The organism is Longimonas halophila, assembly GCF_002554705.1.
GTDB classification, from domain to species: Bacteria; Bacteroidota; Rhodothermia; order Rhodothermales; family Salinibacteraceae; genus Longimonas; species Longimonas halophila.
In genome coordinates, this window is record NZ_PDEP01000008.1 from 64261 (window position 1) to 83471 (window position 19211).

Consider the following 19211-nt stretch of genomic DNA (forward strand, 5'->3'; position numbering starts at 1 on the left):
CCATTGGTTTGATCCTAAACTATCAAGGCATTGATTTCGACACAAAAAATAAAAAAGTTCGCTTTAAGGGCTGCAATAGAGGTGACAGGAGGTTGTAGGATGAAAGACACGATTATGTTGGTGGGGGCACCGCGATCAGGTACGACCTGGTTGGCCGAGTTACTCCGAGAGGTGCCGGGATATAAGTTTCTCAATGAGCCTCTCTTGCTTCCTAACAACCCCCGTGCCCGCGACCTGGGATTCGAATGGCGAACTCACTTAGCACCTGAGACAGAGAATGAGGAGTTTGAAAAATTCTTTAGTCAGGTATTGAGTGGTCGTGTGCCACATGGACCAATGTGGCATTATGAGGCAAAATCGGCTCTCGGAAAGTTTCAGGAGCAAGTCACACGTAAGAAGTTGGTGGTCAAGTTCTGTCGTGCTGGACGCTTGCTGCACTGGCTACACGACCGTTTTAGTTTGCGGGGTACGGTGATGATCATACGGCATCCTTGTGCAGTAATTGCCTCACAACTGGCACATGGTGGATGGTCCAACCAAAGCTTCCATGGTGCAGAAGTGAATATCAATGCGCCGGCAAATATTCAAGATGAGTTTCAAGGCTTACTATCCTCGCTTGAGACGAAGCTTGATAAAATGACAGCAATCTGGTGCCTCGATTACTATATTCCTCTAGTTAAGTATGCAGATTATGGACATCCGTGGACTCTCGTGCCATACGAACGCCTGGTGTTAGATGGATACGCCGAAATGGAGCGGGTATTTGGTTATCTTGACGCTGAGGTTCCAGAGACGCTTCAAGAGAAACTCGGCACCGCTTCGGCCTATGCCTCAGATGACTTATCGGTAACAGATGAGTATAGGCAACTTTCGAAGTGGGAAAAACAACTATCAACAGAGCAAATTAACCGCGTCTTGGAAGTTGTCAAGGCCTTTGATCTCGATTTCTACACGGAAGACATTGAGCCTGACTACGATCGACTCTTACAGTTGCAAGCCATTCAGGCATAAGGTTATTGGAAAGTATGGAACACGAACTATCATTCCCGTGCAATTCCACCTGCATGTGGTGCCCATCATGACCCTGCTCTTATAATTGTCAATAGACTCTAAATACCAGCAGCTAACAAAATGGAAACTGCATCTTTCGGATGAAGAAACCTCCCATGTTCTTGCAATAGCACATTCGTGCAAAATTGACATGCACGCAGAGGATTCCAATCCTAAAATATGACATGTTTAGAGAACTGCAACATCCGGATTACGTCTGGAATTGAAAGTAGTGGTTTTTGGATGGTAGCTAGTAGATAACATGCCCGACGTTTCCGTCATCATCCCCACATACAACCGACTTAGTTTCCTCAAAACAGCCATAGCCAGTTGCTTTGAAGGAAACAATGGCATTGACATTGAAGTCGTCGTCGTGGATGATGGAAGCACGGATGGCACGCGCGAGTGGCTTAAAGCACTGCAAGATACGCGCATCCGTCCAATTCTCCAACAGCACAAAGGAGCACAGCATGCGCGTAACGCCGGTCTAAATGCCTCCGGAGGAGACGCCATCAAGTTTTTAGATGATGATGATCGACTAGCTTCTGGTGCACTGACAATAGAGTTTGAAACTCTACGAAGGAAAAAGGTAGACTTGTGTTATGGGCACCTCAAATTTGTAGGGGATAGGACTGAAGATAAAGTTTCCTACCAGAAAGATACGAAAGACTTAATATCAAGTATTTTTTTGGGGGAGATATACACTCAGCCACATGTTTTTTTATTTAGTAGTGAGCTTTTGGAAGACATAGTATGGAATGAAAGACTGAAATACGAGCAAGATAAAGACTTTGCAATCAGGGTATCTGCAAATGTTAAATCATTTGCAATAGTAGACAGAGTTGTGGGTATTTCCAACGTACACTCTGGAAAAAGAATAACAACAGAGAAAAAGTTAAAAGATTCAGTATCAGATAGATGTAAAATACGAATACATCTTATAGAGAGAGGAGTTGATGAACTTAACAGTAAAGATCAACTCAATGTGAGAAGACAGAAAGCGGCTGCGAGAGGTATTTGGCACTCTGCCTATATGATGGCTGTACATGACTTCAGGGGCTTTTTCAATGCATGGAGGAAATTAAAAAAAATAGATCCTATGTTTACCCCCAAACGTTCTGATCTATTCTCAAAGACCGTTGACAGTTTTTTTAGTCCCGCTTTAACTGAGTTCATTAAGCTCCCAGTTAGAAAATTGAAAAGAAATAAATGAACTACTATTTAAGAAAAGTACCAATTGTTTTTGATCTTTTATGCCAACATATTGATACTCCTGAAGTTGCGATCATAGGCTCGGTTCACCGAGAGAATGTTGGTGATATGGCATTGAGTGAAGGAGTTGCATCTGTACTCGAAAAAGAAGATGTGAGTTCAGGTACACAACTCATTGGTGAGGGGATGGTCGGACTATCAAAATGGCCTATAGGCCAGGGTAAAGCGATTGTTGCAGGAGGGGCATTGGGAAGGGAAACCCCCTTGCGTTCGCTTGTTGAGAAATACGGAAACGATCCGCACCAAGTGGCAATCGTCGGTATCTCGTTCTGGTCGAATCACGGTCTGTCCAAAGCTAGTGTCGACTTCCTTAGGTCTGTAAAGTTTTTGTCTTGCCGTAACTACCGAGACGTGGATACCCTGACAGAAATGGGTATTAAAGGAGCGAAGTTTGCTTACGACAATGCATTCGCACTTCCAGTTAAAGAATATGTTAGGGATAAGAGACGGCTGGGGGTTAACGTGGTAAGTCGGCACATGGCTTGGGATGGACATGGGTATATTCCCGCTAACAACAAGGAAGTGGAACGGCCCTTTGGCCCGGCGTACACACGCTCCTTGCAGAATATTGCCTCCACCCATTTAGAACGGGGTTGGGATGTGGTACATATTCCATTCACTAATGAAGACGAGCGGTTTGCCTCGTGGGTTTTCAAAGACATACCGGTTGAACTTCATACTTATGACCCCAGGGTAGAGCCAACATATCGTGCAGTGGCAAAGTGTAGCCGGTTCATTGGTACGCGCTACCATGCACATATCTTTGCTTTGAAGGCACAAGTGCCGCTTCTTTCATTTAGCTATGCAAGCAAGTGTACACTTCTTAAACAAAACCTAGGAATACCTGATTCCATGCAGGCGACACACCTGGAAGTCTCCCAGAACGGGGACAATGTTGTTAGGCGCTTTTTGAATGAAACAGGATTTGTGTTGCCTGATGATCAACTTACTCGAATCGAAAGCAGTGTGCGTAACAATATTCGAACTGCCCTACACGCTATATCCTGAGAACTCGTGTCTCCCGTTCGTCTCGTACATATTGCTCCCGAACTCCCCCCCACCGTAGGCGGGATTGCCGACTACACTGCAATCTTGTCCGAGAGATTGGCAGAGGTGTCAGATGGGGCGGTGGAGTCTGTGCTAGTTCGGGCAGGAAAGACACCTGCCGAACCTCCAGAAGTGGACTTTCGGTGTGTAGATCATGATAGATCGTACTCGGCCAAAGCCTTGAGCGCAACTATAGAACAGCTTTCCAACGGAGCGAGTGGACCTGTCGTGGGCCTGCTTCAGTACTCCAGCTATGGATACGCCCCACGCGGTGCCCCTCTCTGGCTACTTCGTGCATTGCAGCGAGCCTGTGGCGAGAACGGTGTACCGTTGATCACGATGTTTCATGAGCTATATGCTACCGGACCACCCTGGACCAGCGCGTTCTGGCTCTCGCCGGTGCAGCGGTATATAGCGGCGCAGCTGGCGCGGTTGAGCAGTGCCATTGTCACAAATCGGGCGAAGTCAGCGGCCTGGCTTCGTCGTTATGTGCCTGCGGAAACGCCTGTCCGCATACAGCCGGTGTTCTCGAATGTGGGTGAACCTGAGCATGTGCCATCGTGGGATGAACGTGAGCCGTACGCGGTGGTGTTTGGAGGGAAAAGAATGAAGACGCGTTTGTACGATGCTTTGCAGCCTGCTCACATAAGCATGATGCGTGATCTGGGAATCCGACGGGTCGTGGATATAGGATCGCCGGGGGCCGCTCCAGAAGCAATTTCTTATATGCCAGTTGAGGAGCGTGGCATTCAGTCCGCCGAATCGATTAGCGCACTGCTGTCCGATGCAAGGGCTGGATTGCTGCATTATCCGGTTGACTACCTGACTAAATCGGGAATCTGGAGCGGGTATGTGGCACACGGTGCGGTGCCGCTCATTTTCTCTCCACCTCGGGCAACAGAGACTATTCATGACGGGCGGCACTTCATTCGTCTACAAAGCAGAACGCAGATATCGACTGATGAAGCAGTGACTGTACATCAAGAAGGGTACGCCTGGTATCAAACAAACGCATGTACTGTAGAAGTTGCCCGCTCCATGTTTGACTTGATGCACATTTCCAATCCCACCTTATGATTCTCCCGAACTTTCTGGTTATCGGTGCCCAAAAGACTGGGACGACGGCTCTTAGCCAGTTTCTGCGGCAACATCCTGATGTTTGCTTCAGCCGACCCAAGGAGACTTGGTTTTTTGATGAGCGTTACGACAAGGGCATTGAGTGGTTTGCAAGTCACTTCGAGCATTACGAAGGCGAAACGGCGGTCGGGGAAGGTACGGCGCGCCTGCTACAGAGCAAAGAAGCGCCATCCCGTATCCACCATCATATACCGGGTGTTCAGCTTGTATGCATCCTCCGGAATCCGATTGACCGGGCGTTTTCCCAGTATCACTTCTATGTATATACCGGGAAAGCAAGTCCTGATCGCAGCTTTGGGGAAGTCATTCGCGATCCTGAGAGCGAGTTTGGGCAGGATATGATTCGGCAGGGCAAGTACATCAATCACCTCAGGCGGTACGAGGATGTCTTCGGAAAAGAGCAATTGCATGTGTACTTCTATGACGCATTCAGGAGCACCCCGATGGATGTTGTGCAAAGCATTTATGAGCGTCTTGGGGTAGATCCATCATTCACCCCGGAGGCCTCGTCGAAGCACAATGTTACGCAGTATTCAGCGTCTCGTGGTGCATATCACCTGGTGCGCAAAGGATGGCAGATGATTCGGGAACAGGCTGGGCACTACTTCCCGCAAGCAACTGAAAAACTGCGAAGTCAAGTACGCAGCCTTTTCTTCGACACAGAAAAGCCTACAATGAACGAACGTGACCGGTCGTTCTTGCAAGAGCAGTATGCAGAGAGCAACGCGGCATTAGAGGTGTATCTGGACACTGATCTTTCGCACTGGATATAATATTTTCACATGAAGATTTTAACTGAAAGCCGCGCCTTCTACCCCTCGGTCGGTGGTCTTGAAATGATGGCCGAAGGGCTGAGTACAACTTGGCAAAAGCGGGGTCACAACGTACGTGTCATTACAGCGACGCCGCTTCATGAACAGAAAGAGCTTGAAGCACTTGACGTAATTCGTCAGCCGTCAACTTCAGAATGGATTCAACAGTTGCGTTGGGCAGATGTGTTCTTTCAAAATGGGGTTTCACTTCGCAGCCTCGGATACCCGCTTATCATGCGTTGCCCAATTGTATATCGGCATCCAAACCTGCTTACATCCAACAAAGACGGATTCGATCTGCCTAATCAACTCAAGCGATGGGCCACCCATCTGGGATACAATATTGCCAGTTGTCAGGCCGTTGCCAACACGATACTAGGTCCTGCAGAAATCGTCCCTAACACCTTTCGCCCCATATTTGATAGAGAGGGAAAGTCCGATTCAGAACGCCAAGGTCTTCTGTTTGTCGGGCGTTTGGTGCATGGGAAAGGTATTGACATTGCACTTGATGCACTCTATCAGCTACACCAAAAAGGGAAATGTTATTCTTTAACAATATGTGGTGGAGGGAAAGATCGGGAGCTATTCAAAAAAAGGACAGCAATGCTCGGACTCGCCGAGGATGTGACCTTCGTCGGTTGGACAGACTCGAAGGAGCTTTCTCAGAAATATGCGCATGCAAGTGCAGTTCTTGTTCCGTCCCGCTATGAAGCATTTGGTATTGTTGCACTGGAGGCTATTGCTTGTGGCTGTCCGGTAGTTGCTTCGAATGTTGGCGGTCTGCCCGAATCGGTTGGAGAATGTGGGATATTGGTCGAATCGGAGAATCCAGCAGCACTGGCCGAGGGCATCGAAAAGGCTCTGAATCCTGCTGTGCGGAGTCAGTTGCGAGATGCGATGCCTGCTCATATCGCCAGACATCGCATCAACCGCGTGGCAGATGCGTACCTAGAGGTGATTGAGCGATATGTGGAAGAGGTATCGTGAGGAAATACTTTACATTGGGTTTGAGACCTCTTCATGCCATAAATCATGATCCAGTCCCATTCAAACAGTTGTCTGTTCACTGCCTGAACGACATCCAGGCAAGTGACACAGGCCGGTAGATGTAGGGTGGGAGTTTCAAATCAGTCTTACCGCTGGTCCAGATATCAGGATTCTGGATCAACCCAGAGCGCCCAGAATACATGTGGAAGCAGATCTCTCATATATCTGCCTCGTTGTTTGAATCACGTAGCAGTTTATGTCCAGCATTCGTGCCCTTCGCCAACATACTACACCGCGCTCGAAAAAAGCGACGTTACCTGCGTGGGTATGGGCAGTGGGTCTGTTTGCTGTGCTTATTATCTGGCAGGGAGCGTTTCGGAAGTGGTTTCTTCCTGGACTTGCGACACCGCTCTATGTAGCAAAAGACATTGTGTTGGTTGGAGCCCTTGCGCTGTATGGCATGCGACACCGGTTTCAACTCCGCCCATCTCTACGCCAGACAGCTCTGCCGGTCCTATGGAGCGGACTAGCATTCATTGTCGTACTGCAGGTCTTTAACTTTAATTTCCCTTCGATACCGGGAAGTGTGATCGGGGCACGCTCATATCTGCTATATACGGCCCTGTTGATTCTGATGCCACCTATCATGGATCGAATACGACGTCCAGAGCGGGTGCTTACGTGGGTTGTTGTCTTGGGTATTGTTCCTATCTTACTGCTTGGGTTCTACCAGTATGGGCAGCCCGTGGACGCATGGATCAACCAGTACGTGGCAGATGAAGCAAACGTCGTAGGAGTTCTTTCTCGACCTCGTATTACGGGTACGTTTAGCTATATTGGAGGGATGGGTGCATTTCTCTCTTCGGTGCTCTTTCTGGCTATGGGTATGTTTCTGGCAGGCTTGCGCTACGGACATCGCTGGTATACGTGGATGGGCGGAGCCTTACTTGCATTTACACTCATCGTGGCTCCGATGAACGGTTCACGGAGTGTTGTGCTGGGCATGCTTGTGCCTCTGCCTTTCGTTCTGTACGCGGTACTGAGTGGAAAGCAAGGGGTCTATATTGGGGTTTTAGTAGGTCTGCTTGCATTATCTGGAAGCTATGTTGCCGAGCATAGTGGATGGGTCTCCCAGGGGTGGGAAGGAATTGAGCATCGGATGGAAACCGCAAGTGATCAGGATACGCGTGTTCAGTCTATGCTGACTGATCCCTTTCGAAAAATTCCTGTGGGTGGGCTGTTGGGCTATGGGACAGGGGGGACGCACAATGCCGCAGGGGCCCTTGCAGGGGGGCGAGTAGATGTAGGCGTTGGGTATGAGGGAGAGGTGGGGCGTGTAATTATTGAACTTGGGGTGATTGGAGGTGCCTTATATATTCTTTTGAAAGTCTGGCTGGTATGGATTGCGTGGCAGGCGTTGCGTCGTGCAAACACGGCATGGGAAGCACTACTCGGCATCACAGTATTTAGTCAGCTTTTACTAAGTATGGGAACGGGAATGATTGTATTTAATCACATTGCTGGTGCTATGTATTGGCTCTATGCAGGGATTGCGGTGTGGCTCTGGAGTCGGCAAGAGGAACGGCAAAAAGCCTTTCGGGCAATGAGACAGCGTGTTCAATCTGTATCGAATGCGGGGCGTGGATGAGCGATTCAGTATTAGTCACACATCCTAATCGCCAGCACTCGCACCAGTTAGCGCAGGCGCTGCATAACCACGAGCAGCTATCTGGATACTGGACGGGCGTGCCTGCACGTCCGCTGGGCCAGGGCACCTGGTGGCGCTCCGTTGGTCGCCTGTTCGAAAAGCACGCATTGCTGGATCTGCCGAAGGATAAAGTGGCCCACAACATTGTGGGACCTGTAGCGCGGCGCATGGCTGCACTTGTGCCTGCATCGTGGGGCGTAGCTGTACAACATGCCGGGATGGCCTGGTTTGATCGCTGGTGTGCACGCCGCCTCGATAGCACCAATGCTCGTGCTGTGGTTGCATACGAAAACGCAGCTCTTCATACATTTCGCGCAGCCAAAGCGCGTGGCATGGTTACCGTCCTGGATGCGGCCAGCTTCCATCATGCGTGGCAGGACGAAGCGTATGACTATCCTGAGCCTGAGGCCGTACACCAGTGGATCAACACGCGCAAAGACGAAGAAATCGCTCAGGCAGATCATATACTTACGGTTTCCGATCTGGCACGTGAGAGCTATATCGAAGGCGGCGTTGCACCGGACAAGGTAACATCTGTACCGGTCGGCTGTGACCTGGAGCGCTTTCAGAAGATGGAAGAGACCGCGGCAGAAGCCGACGCGCCATTCACGTTCATCTTTGCTGGGCATGCGGGGTATCGCAAAGGGATTGACCTGCTGATCGAGGCTGCGAAGCGACTACACAGCGAGTTGGATACAGACATGCAATCCGTTCGGATTTGGATTGCGGGAGGCGAAGATACAGGAATAGAATGGGGCAACTCCTCCTGCATAGAACGTCTGGGACGACTGCCGCAACCGGAGCTTGCCTGTCGATTTCAAGAAGCAGACTGCCTGGTGCTTCCGTCGCGTCACGACTCGTTTGGGATGGTCGTTGTTGAGGCTATGGCCACGGGGCTTCCCGCTATTGTAACGGAGCACGTAGGTGCAAAGCAGGTCATTACAGAAGGCGAGTCTGGCTGGGTCATCCCGGCAGAAGATGCTGACGCGCTCTATGATCGGATGCGTTGGTGCATAGATCATCCCGCAGTGGTGCGATCTATGTCCGCGAGCGCCCATGCTGCCGCACAGGAGTACACATGGGATCGGTATCGAAGCCGGGTGGTGGCGTTTTTGGAAGGGTATTTAGAGGGGGCGTGAGATGAAAAGGATAGACTCAATAAGTTCTTTTGGGCTTGTAGCACAAGGTGCCGCGTCCAACGTGGATGGGGACGTTCATTTTTTGCCTTGATGCAAAAACGAACCAAAAAGATCAAGGCTGGAAGAACTGGGCCTGACTGCGCCCTTCGGTCCGCTAAAATTGATCAAACTCACTCGCAAGCTCGCTTAAACAGGATCAATTTTCGGGCGCGTCCCTCCGGGCTTCGTCCGGGCGGCCCACTTCTTCGAGGCCGAACGGGCTTCCTACATGGGTTCCATTGCCATATCGCGGAGAGGACCACGGGGAGGCGTGAAGCCTGTAATCTGAAACACTCAAAACAGACTGGTTGACCTTGCATTAGTTGTCAGCTCCAGCGGCATACCATGCTTAAATATTCGGTAGTGGTTGGACGATAAGTGATCGTCTCCGATCTTGAAGACGGGTCCGTCCGACATCCTGACGCCGATAGGCGGAAGGATCGCAACGCCGGACACTCATGCCCAGCATGCCGCGCGTCGTGGCGTTCCCCGTGAGCCAACATCGTATCCCCTCCGTAGGCTCGTGTTGAGATGCTTCACTGCGTTCAGCATGACAACCGAGAAATCGCGGGGAAGACCGCCTTCAGGGAGGGGCCATTTAACGTGTTAGCACTACCGAATATTCGTGTCCAGATGCAATAAGTAAGACGCTGGATCAAGTTCTTGGTGACTTGAACTGATGGTTTGGTGATATGAGAGAAGGCAGGTTCTACGTCGTAGAACAAACCCACACAAAGTCATCCCGGACAATCCCGACGGAAGTCGAGAGCAGAGCCGGAATCTTTCCTGTTCACAAAAGTGGGACAACTCCACAACTTGGAAGCTGTTTTCTTTGGGCATCAACCCCAAACTCGGTCATCTTTTGCTTACGTCTTTGCAAGGCAGCATACAATCCGCCCGCAACATCGACAGGCGTTTCGTAGGTAACTTAAGTTATGAGGTATGGTACCCACTCCTCACGTTCTGTCATTCTGAGGAGCATGGCAACGAAGAATCTCCCCCAAGGAGAGCAAAACAGGTGCGATAAGGAGATTTGCTCGTATTCACTCGTCAGTCGCTTTGCTCGTGTTTCGACTCCTACCGGCAGGTGTCGGTATCCGCTCAAAATGACAGCTCTGTAGGTCGCAACTTGGGTTGGGCAACAACCTGTACAGCACTGCTGCATACAAAAAGTTCGGTAGGGGTTCGGGGCTAAACAGCGCGCGCCCAAAAGAGCGCCTCGAGGGTGCAGCAGATTCCTCGACCTCGTTCGGAATGACACTGCAGAAGTGGCAAGCATGCCAAGGACTAAGCGCCTCACGTAAACATCTGCCCCGCACGAAAAGCCTTCCACGATCGCATACATACGTCGCATCCACCATTGCATGTCAGACTTACGTCGTACGATTACCCGGAAGTGGCTACGCATCCTTCGGCACCACTTGAAAACATTTCTCGGCACACGCCCTGCGCTCTACTTTCCCATTTTTCGGCGTCGAAGCGGGTACGATGCGCTACTTGTAGATCAAGATACCGATATCTGCATTGAGGGCTTCCCGCGTTCAGCCAACAGCTTTGCAGCCGGAGCGTTTGAAGCAGCCCAGTCACACAATATTCGGCTTGCCCATCACACCCATGTTGCAGCCAATGCGATGCGGGCCTGCGAGCGAGGCATTCCGGCGATTGTATTGATTCGGGATCCCCGCGATGCAATCGTTTCGAACATTGCTCTGGCTCATGAAGTCCGCCTGGTCGAGACCGGTGCGGTGCCGGAGCAGATATCTGGGTTTGGTCGGCAACTGGAAGCGTGGCAGGCGTTCTATGACGCCTTAAAACCGCACGAGGATCAGTTCGTCACCGCACCATTCAAGCAGGTGATCGAAGACTTTGGGGCAGTGATTCAAGCTGTGAATGTCCGGTTCGATACAGATTTTGATGTATTCAATCACACAAAAGAGGCGGCAGACGCCATTCACGCTGGTCGAGGATATCATGCAGGTCCAAACCAGCGGCGGGGTGAGATAAAAGAGCGCGTTCGAACGGCGTTCGAAGAGGAATTGAAAAGCGATAAGCGCCTTCGTCGCACGCTGGAACATGCAAGGGAGACCCATGCTGCTTACCTTACACGCGCTTCTGTTACGGGGCATTCCAGCACACGGCAGTAGCCTCGTTGTCGTATCCACTTTTAGTTCTTATCATACCACATGCCCACCCGTATTGCACTTGTCGTTCCCGACTTATCGACCTCGGGAGGCGTGTCAACCGTTGCCCACTTTCTCACGGAGGTTGTGCGCGAGTCATCAGCATTTGAGGTGGATCTCTTTTCGGTAGCGCTCGGATCGTCCGATCGGGCCAGTGTGCAGCTCCGCTCGCCCTCCACATGGACGACCGGGGTGCAGGTGCTTCCAGAAACGAAACACGAGTTGTCCTACAGCCACGTAGGCGCGGCAGTGTCAGAAGTCGAATACTTTCGCTACCAGCCGCGAGCAGCGCTCACCCGGCGTTTGAATACCTACGACCTTGTCCAGGTTGTAGCAGGGACGCCTGCATGGACCCATCTCTGTCGAGATGTGCACGTCCCCGTTGCCCTCCAGGTAGCGACGCTGACCCGAGAAGAGCGCCAGTCTGCATTGTCGAGCAGCATACATCCCATAGCACTGTGGCGGCAACTCATGGCCCGCATTACGGACCGTCTGGATCACACCGCTCTCAGCCATGCAGACGTCGTATTTGTAGAGAACCAGTGGATGTACGACCACTTAACAGAATATCTGCCGGATGAGCAGGTGGTGTTTGCTCCGCCGGGCGTGGATACAGAGCGATTCACACCCGGAGATGTACCCTCGCAGCGGTCGTACATTCTATCTGTCGGACGCTTTGCCGATGCCCGGAAAAACGTACCGCTTCTCTTTGATGCCTACGCTCAGTACCGGCAAACCGCTGCGCATCCCCTACCGCTCGTCTTAGCTGGACGCACAGCGCCTCCTCCCGACGCATGGGCGCAGGCTGAAAAGCTCGGCATACGAGACGCTGTGACCTTTGAAGAAGACGTTCCTGCCGATGCGCTGCCTGCCCTGTACCGTGAGGCAGCACTGTATGTCGTGTCTGCTGATGAAGAGGGGCTGGGCCTGACTATACTTGAGGCGATGGCAAGTGGGTGCCCCGTGGTGAGCACAAACTGCGGCGGGCCATCAACGTCTGTTGTGGAAGGCGAGACCGGTCACCTTACGCCGGTTGGTGATGCCGATGCGCTGGCAAAGGCGATGACTGATGTGCTGTCCGATGCAGAGCGCACCGATGCGATGGGGCAGGCTGGTCGCAAACGAGCAGCGTCCGTGTTTTCAAAAGAGTCCACCGGGCAGCGTTTTCTTGACGTATACAAACAGCTTGTGTCGCCATGACCGTCGCCCACACCGTAGCCAGTCTCGACCCGGATGCCGGAGGGCCGTCGCGTACCGTTTCGGCATTGTGTGAGGCGTTGGGAGAGCATTCAACCTCCGTCGAACTGGTGACAACCGATGCCGGTGGCAAAGGACAGGCGATGACGCCATCCGCAGAAGCAGCGCAGACGACCTTTGTGCCAAGCCATCCGCTCTGGACCCGCGTCCGGCAGTTCTACACAGCGACCCGTGCCCGCATCCACCAGACCGGGGCGGAGTTGGTGCATGACCACGGGGTGTGGCTCTTGACCAATGCCGCGAGCTACTATGCGGCGCAGGCGCAGGGCGTGCCGTATGTGCTTACCCCGCGTGGTATGCTGGAGCCGTGGGCGCTGAATCACAATGCATGGAAGAAGAACCTGGTGTGGTACGCGTACCAGCATCGCATCTTGAAGGGGGCGGCTTTGCTTCATGCTACGGCACCGGCTGAGGCAACGCATCTGCGCGCGCTCGGGCTGGATGCGCCTATCGTAGTGGCTCCGAACGGCGTGACCGTACCGCAGCAGTGGAAGCAGAAATCAGATTCGGGTACGATGCGACAAGCGCTCTTCCTCTCGCGGGTGCATCCCAAGAAGGGACTGTTGAACCTAATGGAAGCGTGGGCAGCGGTAGATCCTCCGGATTGGGAACTGGTTATTGCCGGTCCGGATGAGAACGATCACCAATCAGAGGTCGAAGCCCGCGCAGTGGAGTTAGGCATTACCGACCAGGTGTCGTTTCCGGGCTCTATTCCGGATGCGGAGAAGTGGGCGCTCTATCGGGCGAGTGATCTGTTTGTATTGCCGACGTTCAGTGAGAACTTTGGTGTAGTCGTTGCGGAGGCGCTGGCCAGTGGCATCCCGGCGATAACAACGACTGGAGCGCCATGGTCGGTCTTGGAGGAGCGCGACTGCGGCTGGTGGATCGAGACGGGAGTGGATCCGCTCGTGGAAGCGTTACGGGAGGCCACGACCTGTTCGGATGCTGAGCGATTAGCGATGGGACGGTATGGGCGCGAGCTTGTGAAAGAACGGTTTGCGTGGCCTGCTATTGCCCAGACGCTTGCGGGAGCGTATCGGTGGCTGCTTGATCCTACGGTGGGGCGCCCAGAATCGGTGGTGCCGCGTGGGGCTGCGGTGGATACCAAAGACCTGACAGGTCTCTGAGACCTGTCAGGTCTAATCGGAACAGCCCGCTCCGATCTATCACGCTGTCGATGCGTGTAACGTGCCTGCTACACAAAACGACACCTCCGAATCCATGTCCGACACCCTCGACATCGCCTCCAACCGCACCGCGCAGAAATATCCGTGGGGCGAGATGGCACTGCGGGTGCTGTGGATGGTGGTCGGAAAGCCCCTGTTCTGGGCCAGTCCGCGTCCGTTGTTCGGATGGCGGCGGTGGCTCTTGCGGCGGTTTGGGGCGACGATCGGACAGGGGGTCAACATCTACCCGAGCGCCACCATCTACTTCCCGTGGAAACTTACCGTGGGCGACTGGAGCGCGATCGGTGAGGGAGCGATGATCTACAACTTGGGCCCGATCACGATTGGTAAACAGGTAACCATCTCACAGCGCGCCCACTTGTGCGCTGGGACACACGATCACACGGATCCAACCATGCCGCTCCTGAAACCACCTATCACCGTCCACGATCAGGCCTGGATCTGTGCCGATGCCTTTGTTGGTCCCGATGTCACCGTAGGCGAAGGAGCCATCGTCGGTGCCCGAGCTGTGGCGGTGAAGGATGTGGAGGCATGGGCGATTGTGGGCGGGAATCCAGCGCGGCGTATTGGAACGCGGGCATTACAGACGACTTAGGACGGAGGCAACCAATTCATTGTACGTCCATGAGACATTTCACTTTGCATGTCGCAGATGCTACCCCTCACTGTTCTCATCGCCGCCAAGAATGAAGCAGCGAATCTCCCAAAGTGTCTGAAAGCACTACATCCGGCTAAACGGGTTGTGATTGTTGACTCCCACAGCACCGATGCCACGCCCGACATTGCAGAAGCGCATGGGGCAGAGGTCGCGCAGTTTGAGTACAGTGGGGGGTATCCCAAGAAGCGGCAGTGGGCGCTGGACACGCTGGATATCAAGACCCCCTGGGTGTTGCTTCTCGATGCCGATGAGGTGGTACCCGAGGCGCTCTGGACAGAGATCGCAGAGGCAATTCAGCAGCCGGATCCTGAAACGGCCTATCTCATTACGAAAGGCTTTCACTTCATGGGGCAGCGGTTTACCCACGGCGGGTTCTCGCATCAGGCGGTGCTGTTGTTCCAGACAGGTACCGCACGGTTCGAGCAACTGATCGATGATCCAGCGTCCGCGCTGGATATGGAGATACATGAGCGCTTGCTGGTTGATGGCAGCGTGGGCGAGTTGGATACGCCTCTCATCCACGAAGACTATAAGGGATTGGAAGCATACATTGAGCGCCACAACAAGTATTCTACATGGGAAGCACGCCTTCGGCAGACGTATCTCACAGAGGGCGCGTACGGGGAGCAAGCCGTTGAAGCAAACCTGTTTGGCGATGCACAGGAACGCCGTCGGTTTCTAAAGAAGATTGCTATTCGTATCCCTCTGGAGCCGTGGCTCTGGTTTTTCTATCACTATGTGTTTCGGCTCGGATTTTTGGAAGGGCAGCCGGGACTCATCGCCAGCCGCATCCGCCGCAATTACATTGCGAATGTGCGAGCCAAGATGTACGAGTTGGAGCGTTCGGAGGATCAGATAGGTAAACAATAATAGACGATATGGACATCAAGGCGCTCAGTAACGAGGAGTTTGCGCGACGGGGAAATGCACTGTTCGAGAAAAACGTCCGCCCTCATGTGGATGTGGAATCTGACGGCCACTTGTTTGTGGCGATTGATATTGCAACAGGGACGTACGCGGTTGATGCAGATGCGGTAATAGCGACCGATAAACTTATAGACCAACAGCCGGATGCACAGAGTCGCATTTGGTATCGCCGTGTTGGCTCGGAGCATGCGTACCGGATGGGTTGGCGTGGTTCTGAGATGTGAAACTCTTCTTTTTCAATGCAGGCTATTGCTGTGTCACACGTGATTCGTGGGGTAACGCGTGGGATTCCACGTCATAGTCATCCCGGACAAGGCGCCCCTGGCGCCGCTGATCCGGGATCTTTTGTGGCCTTCTATGACAATCATGCCTGACCCACCCAACCATTGACCTGTGACAGAGCACTATTCGCAACTGGTTTGGTATACAACCCGCACCCTGCCTGCCCCAAGCGCCGATTTAAGGAAGACGTGAGGCAGTGGAAAACCCATAGCCGGGGACCGCTCGCGTCCCCGGCGGTCTGTGCGTATCCACCCCTCTCCAGGAGAGCGGTTTGGGGCTTGTGCCATCCAACTCATACCTCCCACCACCATGATGTTGTCCTGAGCGGCGCAGATGCGCCAAGCATCTGCAGAGTCGAAGGATCTCTCCCACGTTCAGCACTATGCCATACTCTTCAAGGTCGTCCCTGTCGGGGGAAGCATCTCAACGCCGGCCTTTCATGTGTGGCACGGCCTTCGGATGTGAAATCTGGATCCCGGCTCAAGTCCGGCCTGCCCTGGTCGCCGACTGGGGAAGTGGTGTGGTGAAGGGTAACGAAAAGATACGAGTAGAGGAGCATGGGCGCTACCGCTCGAATCGGGGTAGGCATCAGTGTTTTGTTGTGGACGGGCTTATTCGTCTTCTGATGGCATCTCCCCCGCACGCAACAGCCTGACAACTTCCGATATGATCTTACTACGCATCTCCTCGCTCAACAGGCCGGCTTGATCCTCAAACAAATCAGTGTTCGCCGTGAATAGCTTTCCCGGCCGGGCGGAGCTTCGAGCGAGACAGGTCCGAAAACGGGAACGAGATGAGAATTACTGCTTCGGCTGGAGGTGCTTCCATGCCTCGCCCTCTTCTTCTTGATTCCAATCCTCGGCGAGTGTCTCTTCGCTGAGCAGAGCCGTTTCACTCACGTCGCGCGTGTCGGCTTCGGGCACGTCCTCCAACACGGTGATAAGCACGCGCTGTGAGGCGTGGAGTGTAAGCGGCTCCAAAAGGCGAATGTGGCCGTGCTCATCGACCACCGCTTCGACTGTTTTCGGCATTGCTCTCTTAAGCGTTGTTCGATTGAATACTCAGTGGTCTAATCTATTCAGAGTCGACTCGGTTCGCTGTACATAACTGGTGGATGACTGCACTGGGAGGGTTCCCGTAGCCAGGTAGCTTGTGCCGAACGCCATCGGTAACTCGTGCCGACCACTGTCGGCACTGTTTGCATCTCCAGTGGTCTGTGCGTATCCACCCCTCAGTCGCTGGTGCGACAGCTCCCCTCTCCAGGGGAGCGATTGGGGGATTGCTCCTTTACCTTACACTTCAGCGTCATCCTGACCCACGACGACCGTCGGGGGGAAGGATCTCAACGCCAACCCTGCACGTGTGGCACCGGCATCGAGTGGTGTTTAGACCTGACAGGTTTCGGAAACCTGTCAGGTCTGGATCGCCAGGTCTGAACGTCCTAAAACCGCCGGGGGGTGAACGGGGCGTTCCAGCGGATGCCCAGGGCTGGGGCGACGAACGTGTCGGTACCGGTTTCGGCATCGTCGGTGCGCAGGATGCGGAGTTGGCCTTCGATGAGCAGGTCGGGGCCGATTTCGAAGCCGAGATGCATATCCAGCGCATCTTCGACCTGACGAATCCCGCTGAGCATGGCCACGCGGTCGCTAACGCGAGTGTCGGTGGAGCGACGGATGTCGCCGCCTACATTACGGTCGTCGGTACCGCGTCCCCGCCAGGTGCGGTGGTACCAGAGTCCGGCCTGCCACCGGTGCTGCGGGCGGTAAGCCAGCCGTGCAGACACGTCGTAGCTGTTGGGTCCGGCGCTGTGCCCGATCGGATCGCTCCAGTGGGCAAACGCATCGAGCGAAAAGCGTCCAGCATAGAAAAATGGACGGATGCGGCTGCCTTCCACATGCAGCGACCAGGCGCTTAGCGATGCGGGGGCAATGTTCACCCCAACGAGCCCGGCCCACTGATTGCGCCAGTGGTCCGTGCCGAGGTGCTGCACCGACCAGTCGTTGAGGGCAAGCTGCGCATGCGCTTCGAGTCCGCTTACCACCTGCCAGCGGACATCGAGTCCGGTGATCGTGTTATGCGGACCGCCCGCCATGGAGTGGATGCTGCGCACACCAATGAGGGGCGACAGGTAGTGCGCTTGCACGGCTTTGGGGGGCGCGCCCGGTGCATCGCGACGCGAAAAGACAGTCGCCTCAAAGAGTCCGACGGTGAGGCGGGGACTCGGCGCATAAGCCAGCCGGTGAAATGCGGCATAGCGGCGGGGCTGCACGACATCGGCGCCGTCACGCTGCCGAGCGACACGAGTGGCATCAATAAAACGCGTGTACAGGGTGGTGTACTGAAACGCACCGCGCTGGGCCTGAATGCGTAGCTGCTCGTGCGGGGAGCCGTAGTTGGAGAGCACCAGACTGTTCATTCCGTAGCCCCAGTGGCGGCTGAGGCGTCCGAACTGAAGATCGACAGGCGCGAGATCAAGCCCTATCATGCCCACGGCTTCAAAGTAGTCGTAGGTGGTGTTGCCTTGCGGCTGGAGGACGAAGCCGAAGCGTGGAGCGGTGTTCACAAGCTCCTGGCGGTTAGCTGGAAACTCGTTACGGACGTCCTGGGCCTGGTTCTCAGAGGCATACGTGTCAAAGTACACACGTCCGAGGTGGCCGGTGGCGCGGGCGCCGCGGCTGTTGCGCCAGGCGGTGTCGGCGGCGCGCGGGTCGGTGCCGCTGTGCTGCACGGGCCCCCGGTAGCCGTTGTAGACGGGCTCCAGCGTGAGGCGGTAGCCGTCGCCTTCGCTGTGGAGGAACGTGTGTCCATCGCGGTAGAGCGCGCCCCACTGCCGGTTGATCCATGCGGCGCCGGGTGCGGACTGCTCGTGGCGCAGGCGGTCGACCGTGCGCTGTTGCGGGGAGGACAGATGCGGGGCCGTCCGTGCGGTGTCGAGCAGGGCTTGGGCCTGGGGAGCACGCTGGGGGTGATGGAAGCCGTCGGTGGGGGCCGGGAGGGCGCCCTGCACACGCAGACGATCCATGAGCAGGGCGGTGTCACCGTTTAGGCGAAGCAGGCCGTCCTGTTGGGCGGTGGCGGAGAGCGGCAGAGCGGCCAGCACAACAAGAAGCAGCCAACCGGTCCAGCGAGCAAGGGATGGGGGCATTGGGAATGGGCGAGCCGGGTCGTGAGCAGGACGGGTGGGACGCTGTGGGTGCCCTCTCAACCTACGAGGTGCGGCGTAGAAAGTACAGGGAGGGCGATCGTTGGATTCAGAATGCTTCCTTAGCTGGGGGCCGCTCGCATCCCCGACAAGAGGACGGGGCAGAGGGGCCCAAAGGGTCATGCCTGCTGTGCCCCTGAACGGGTGCGTCACAAGGCGGAGCCTTGCGACGAGTGTAAGCAAAGAAACCTCAGCCGGGGACCGCTTGCGTCCCCGGCGGTTTGCGCGCATCCACCCCTCAGTCGCTGGGCGACAGCTCCCCTCTCCAGGGGAGCGCTTCGAGTTCATGTCTTCCTTTGTGTTCAGCATGCGGCTCGCGTGTGCGGA

The 19211-nt window shown here is 54.4% G+C and carries 16 protein-coding genes; 14 read left to right on the forward strand and 2 right to left on the reverse strand.

Annotated elements, in window-relative coordinates:
• The first annotated feature begins 99 nt into the window (after positions 1–99).
• The 14 genes from CRI93_RS09475 (at position 100) to CRI93_RS09540 (ending at position 15624) form a co-directional block, all read left to right on the forward strand.
• A complete protein-coding gene (locus tag CRI93_RS09475; RefSeq protein ID WP_098062396.1) occupies positions 100–1011 on the forward strand; it encodes a sulfotransferase in 912 nt (303 codons plus the stop codon).
• 301 nt (positions 1012–1312) lie between these two features.
• Positions 1313–2263 carry a glycosyltransferase family 2 protein gene (locus tag CRI93_RS09480; RefSeq protein WP_098062397.1) on the forward strand — a complete coding sequence of 317 codons (951 nt, stop codon included), beginning with the start codon at positions 1313–1315 and terminating at the stop codon, positions 2261–2263.
• Complete coding sequence (locus CRI93_RS09485) at positions 2260–3330, forward strand: polysaccharide pyruvyl transferase family protein (RefSeq protein ID WP_098062398.1); 1071 nt, start codon at positions 2260–2262, stop codon at positions 3328–3330. Before CRI93_RS09480 ends, CRI93_RS09485 begins: the two co-directional genes overlap by 4 nt.
• Before the next feature lie 378 nt (positions 3331–3708).
• Positions 3709–4446: a hypothetical protein gene (locus tag CRI93_RS09490; protein ID WP_141491651.1), complete on the forward strand. Its 738-nt coding sequence runs from the start codon at positions 3709–3711 to the stop codon at positions 4444–4446.
• The gene (locus CRI93_RS09495; RefSeq protein ID WP_098062400.1) at positions 4443–5279 is read left to right on the forward strand and encodes a sulfotransferase family protein; all 837 of its coding nucleotides are present in this window, start codon (positions 4443–4445) and stop codon (positions 5277–5279) included. Before CRI93_RS09490 ends, CRI93_RS09495 begins: the two co-directional genes overlap by 4 nt.
• Positions 5280–5288: 9 nt before the next feature.
• Positions 5289–6305 carry a glycosyltransferase family 4 protein gene (locus CRI93_RS09500; protein ID WP_098062401.1) on the forward strand — a complete coding sequence of 339 codons (1017 nt, stop codon included), beginning with the start codon at positions 5289–5291 and terminating at the stop codon, positions 6303–6305.
• 256 nt (positions 6306–6561) lie between these two features.
• Positions 6562–7953 carry a hypothetical protein gene (locus CRI93_RS09505; protein ID WP_141491652.1) on the forward strand — a complete coding sequence of 464 codons (1392 nt, stop codon included), beginning with the start codon at positions 6562–6564 and terminating at the stop codon, positions 7951–7953.
• Positions 7950–9152, forward strand: a complete 1203-nt coding sequence (locus CRI93_RS09510; RefSeq protein ID WP_098062403.1) for a glycosyltransferase family 4 protein — start codon at positions 7950–7952, stop codon at positions 9150–9152. Before CRI93_RS09505 ends, CRI93_RS09510 begins: the two co-directional genes overlap by 4 nt.
• A gap of 1403 nt (positions 9153–10555) precedes the next feature.
• Complete coding sequence (locus CRI93_RS09515; protein ID WP_176521814.1) at positions 10556–11335, forward strand: hypothetical protein; 780 nt, start codon at positions 10556–10558, stop codon at positions 11333–11335.
• A gap of 39 nt (positions 11336–11374) precedes the next feature.
• Entirely contained in the window at positions 11375–12571 is a 1197-nt protein-coding gene (locus CRI93_RS09520; protein WP_098062405.1) for a glycosyltransferase family 4 protein, read from the forward strand.
• A complete protein-coding gene (locus CRI93_RS09525) occupies positions 12568–13755 on the forward strand; it encodes a glycosyltransferase (RefSeq protein ID WP_098062406.1) in 1188 nt (395 codons plus the stop codon). The genes CRI93_RS09520 and CRI93_RS09525 overlap by 4 nt, the downstream gene beginning before the upstream one ends.
• Positions 13756–13849: 94 nt before the next feature.
• Positions 13850–14410 carry a WcaF family extracellular polysaccharide biosynthesis acetyltransferase gene (locus tag CRI93_RS09530; protein ID WP_098062407.1) on the forward strand — a complete coding sequence of 187 codons (561 nt, stop codon included), beginning with the start codon at positions 13850–13852 and terminating at the stop codon, positions 14408–14410.
• A 57-nt stretch (positions 14411–14467) separates the two neighbouring features.
• Entirely contained in the window at positions 14468–15343 is an 876-nt protein-coding gene (locus tag CRI93_RS09535; RefSeq protein WP_217992523.1) for a glycosyltransferase family 2 protein, read from the forward strand.
• A gap of 8 nt (positions 15344–15351) precedes the next feature.
• Positions 15352–15624: a hypothetical protein gene (locus tag CRI93_RS09540; protein WP_098062409.1), complete on the forward strand. Its 273-nt coding sequence runs from the start codon at positions 15352–15354 to the stop codon at positions 15622–15624.
• An 858-nt stretch (positions 15625–16482) separates the two neighbouring features.
• Here the strand turns inward: CRI93_RS09540 and CRI93_RS09545 are convergent.
• Positions 16483–16713 carry a hypothetical protein gene (locus CRI93_RS09545; RefSeq protein ID WP_098062410.1) on the reverse strand — a complete coding sequence of 77 codons (231 nt, stop codon included), beginning with the start codon at positions 16711–16713 and terminating at the stop codon, positions 16483–16485.
• A 410-nt stretch (positions 16714–17123) separates the two neighbouring features.
• Positions 17124–18827 carry a capsule assembly Wzi family protein gene (locus CRI93_RS09550; RefSeq protein WP_176521815.1) on the reverse strand — a complete coding sequence of 568 codons (1704 nt, stop codon included), beginning with the start codon at positions 18825–18827 and terminating at the stop codon, positions 17124–17126.
• Positions 18828–19211 lie beyond the last annotated feature (384 nt).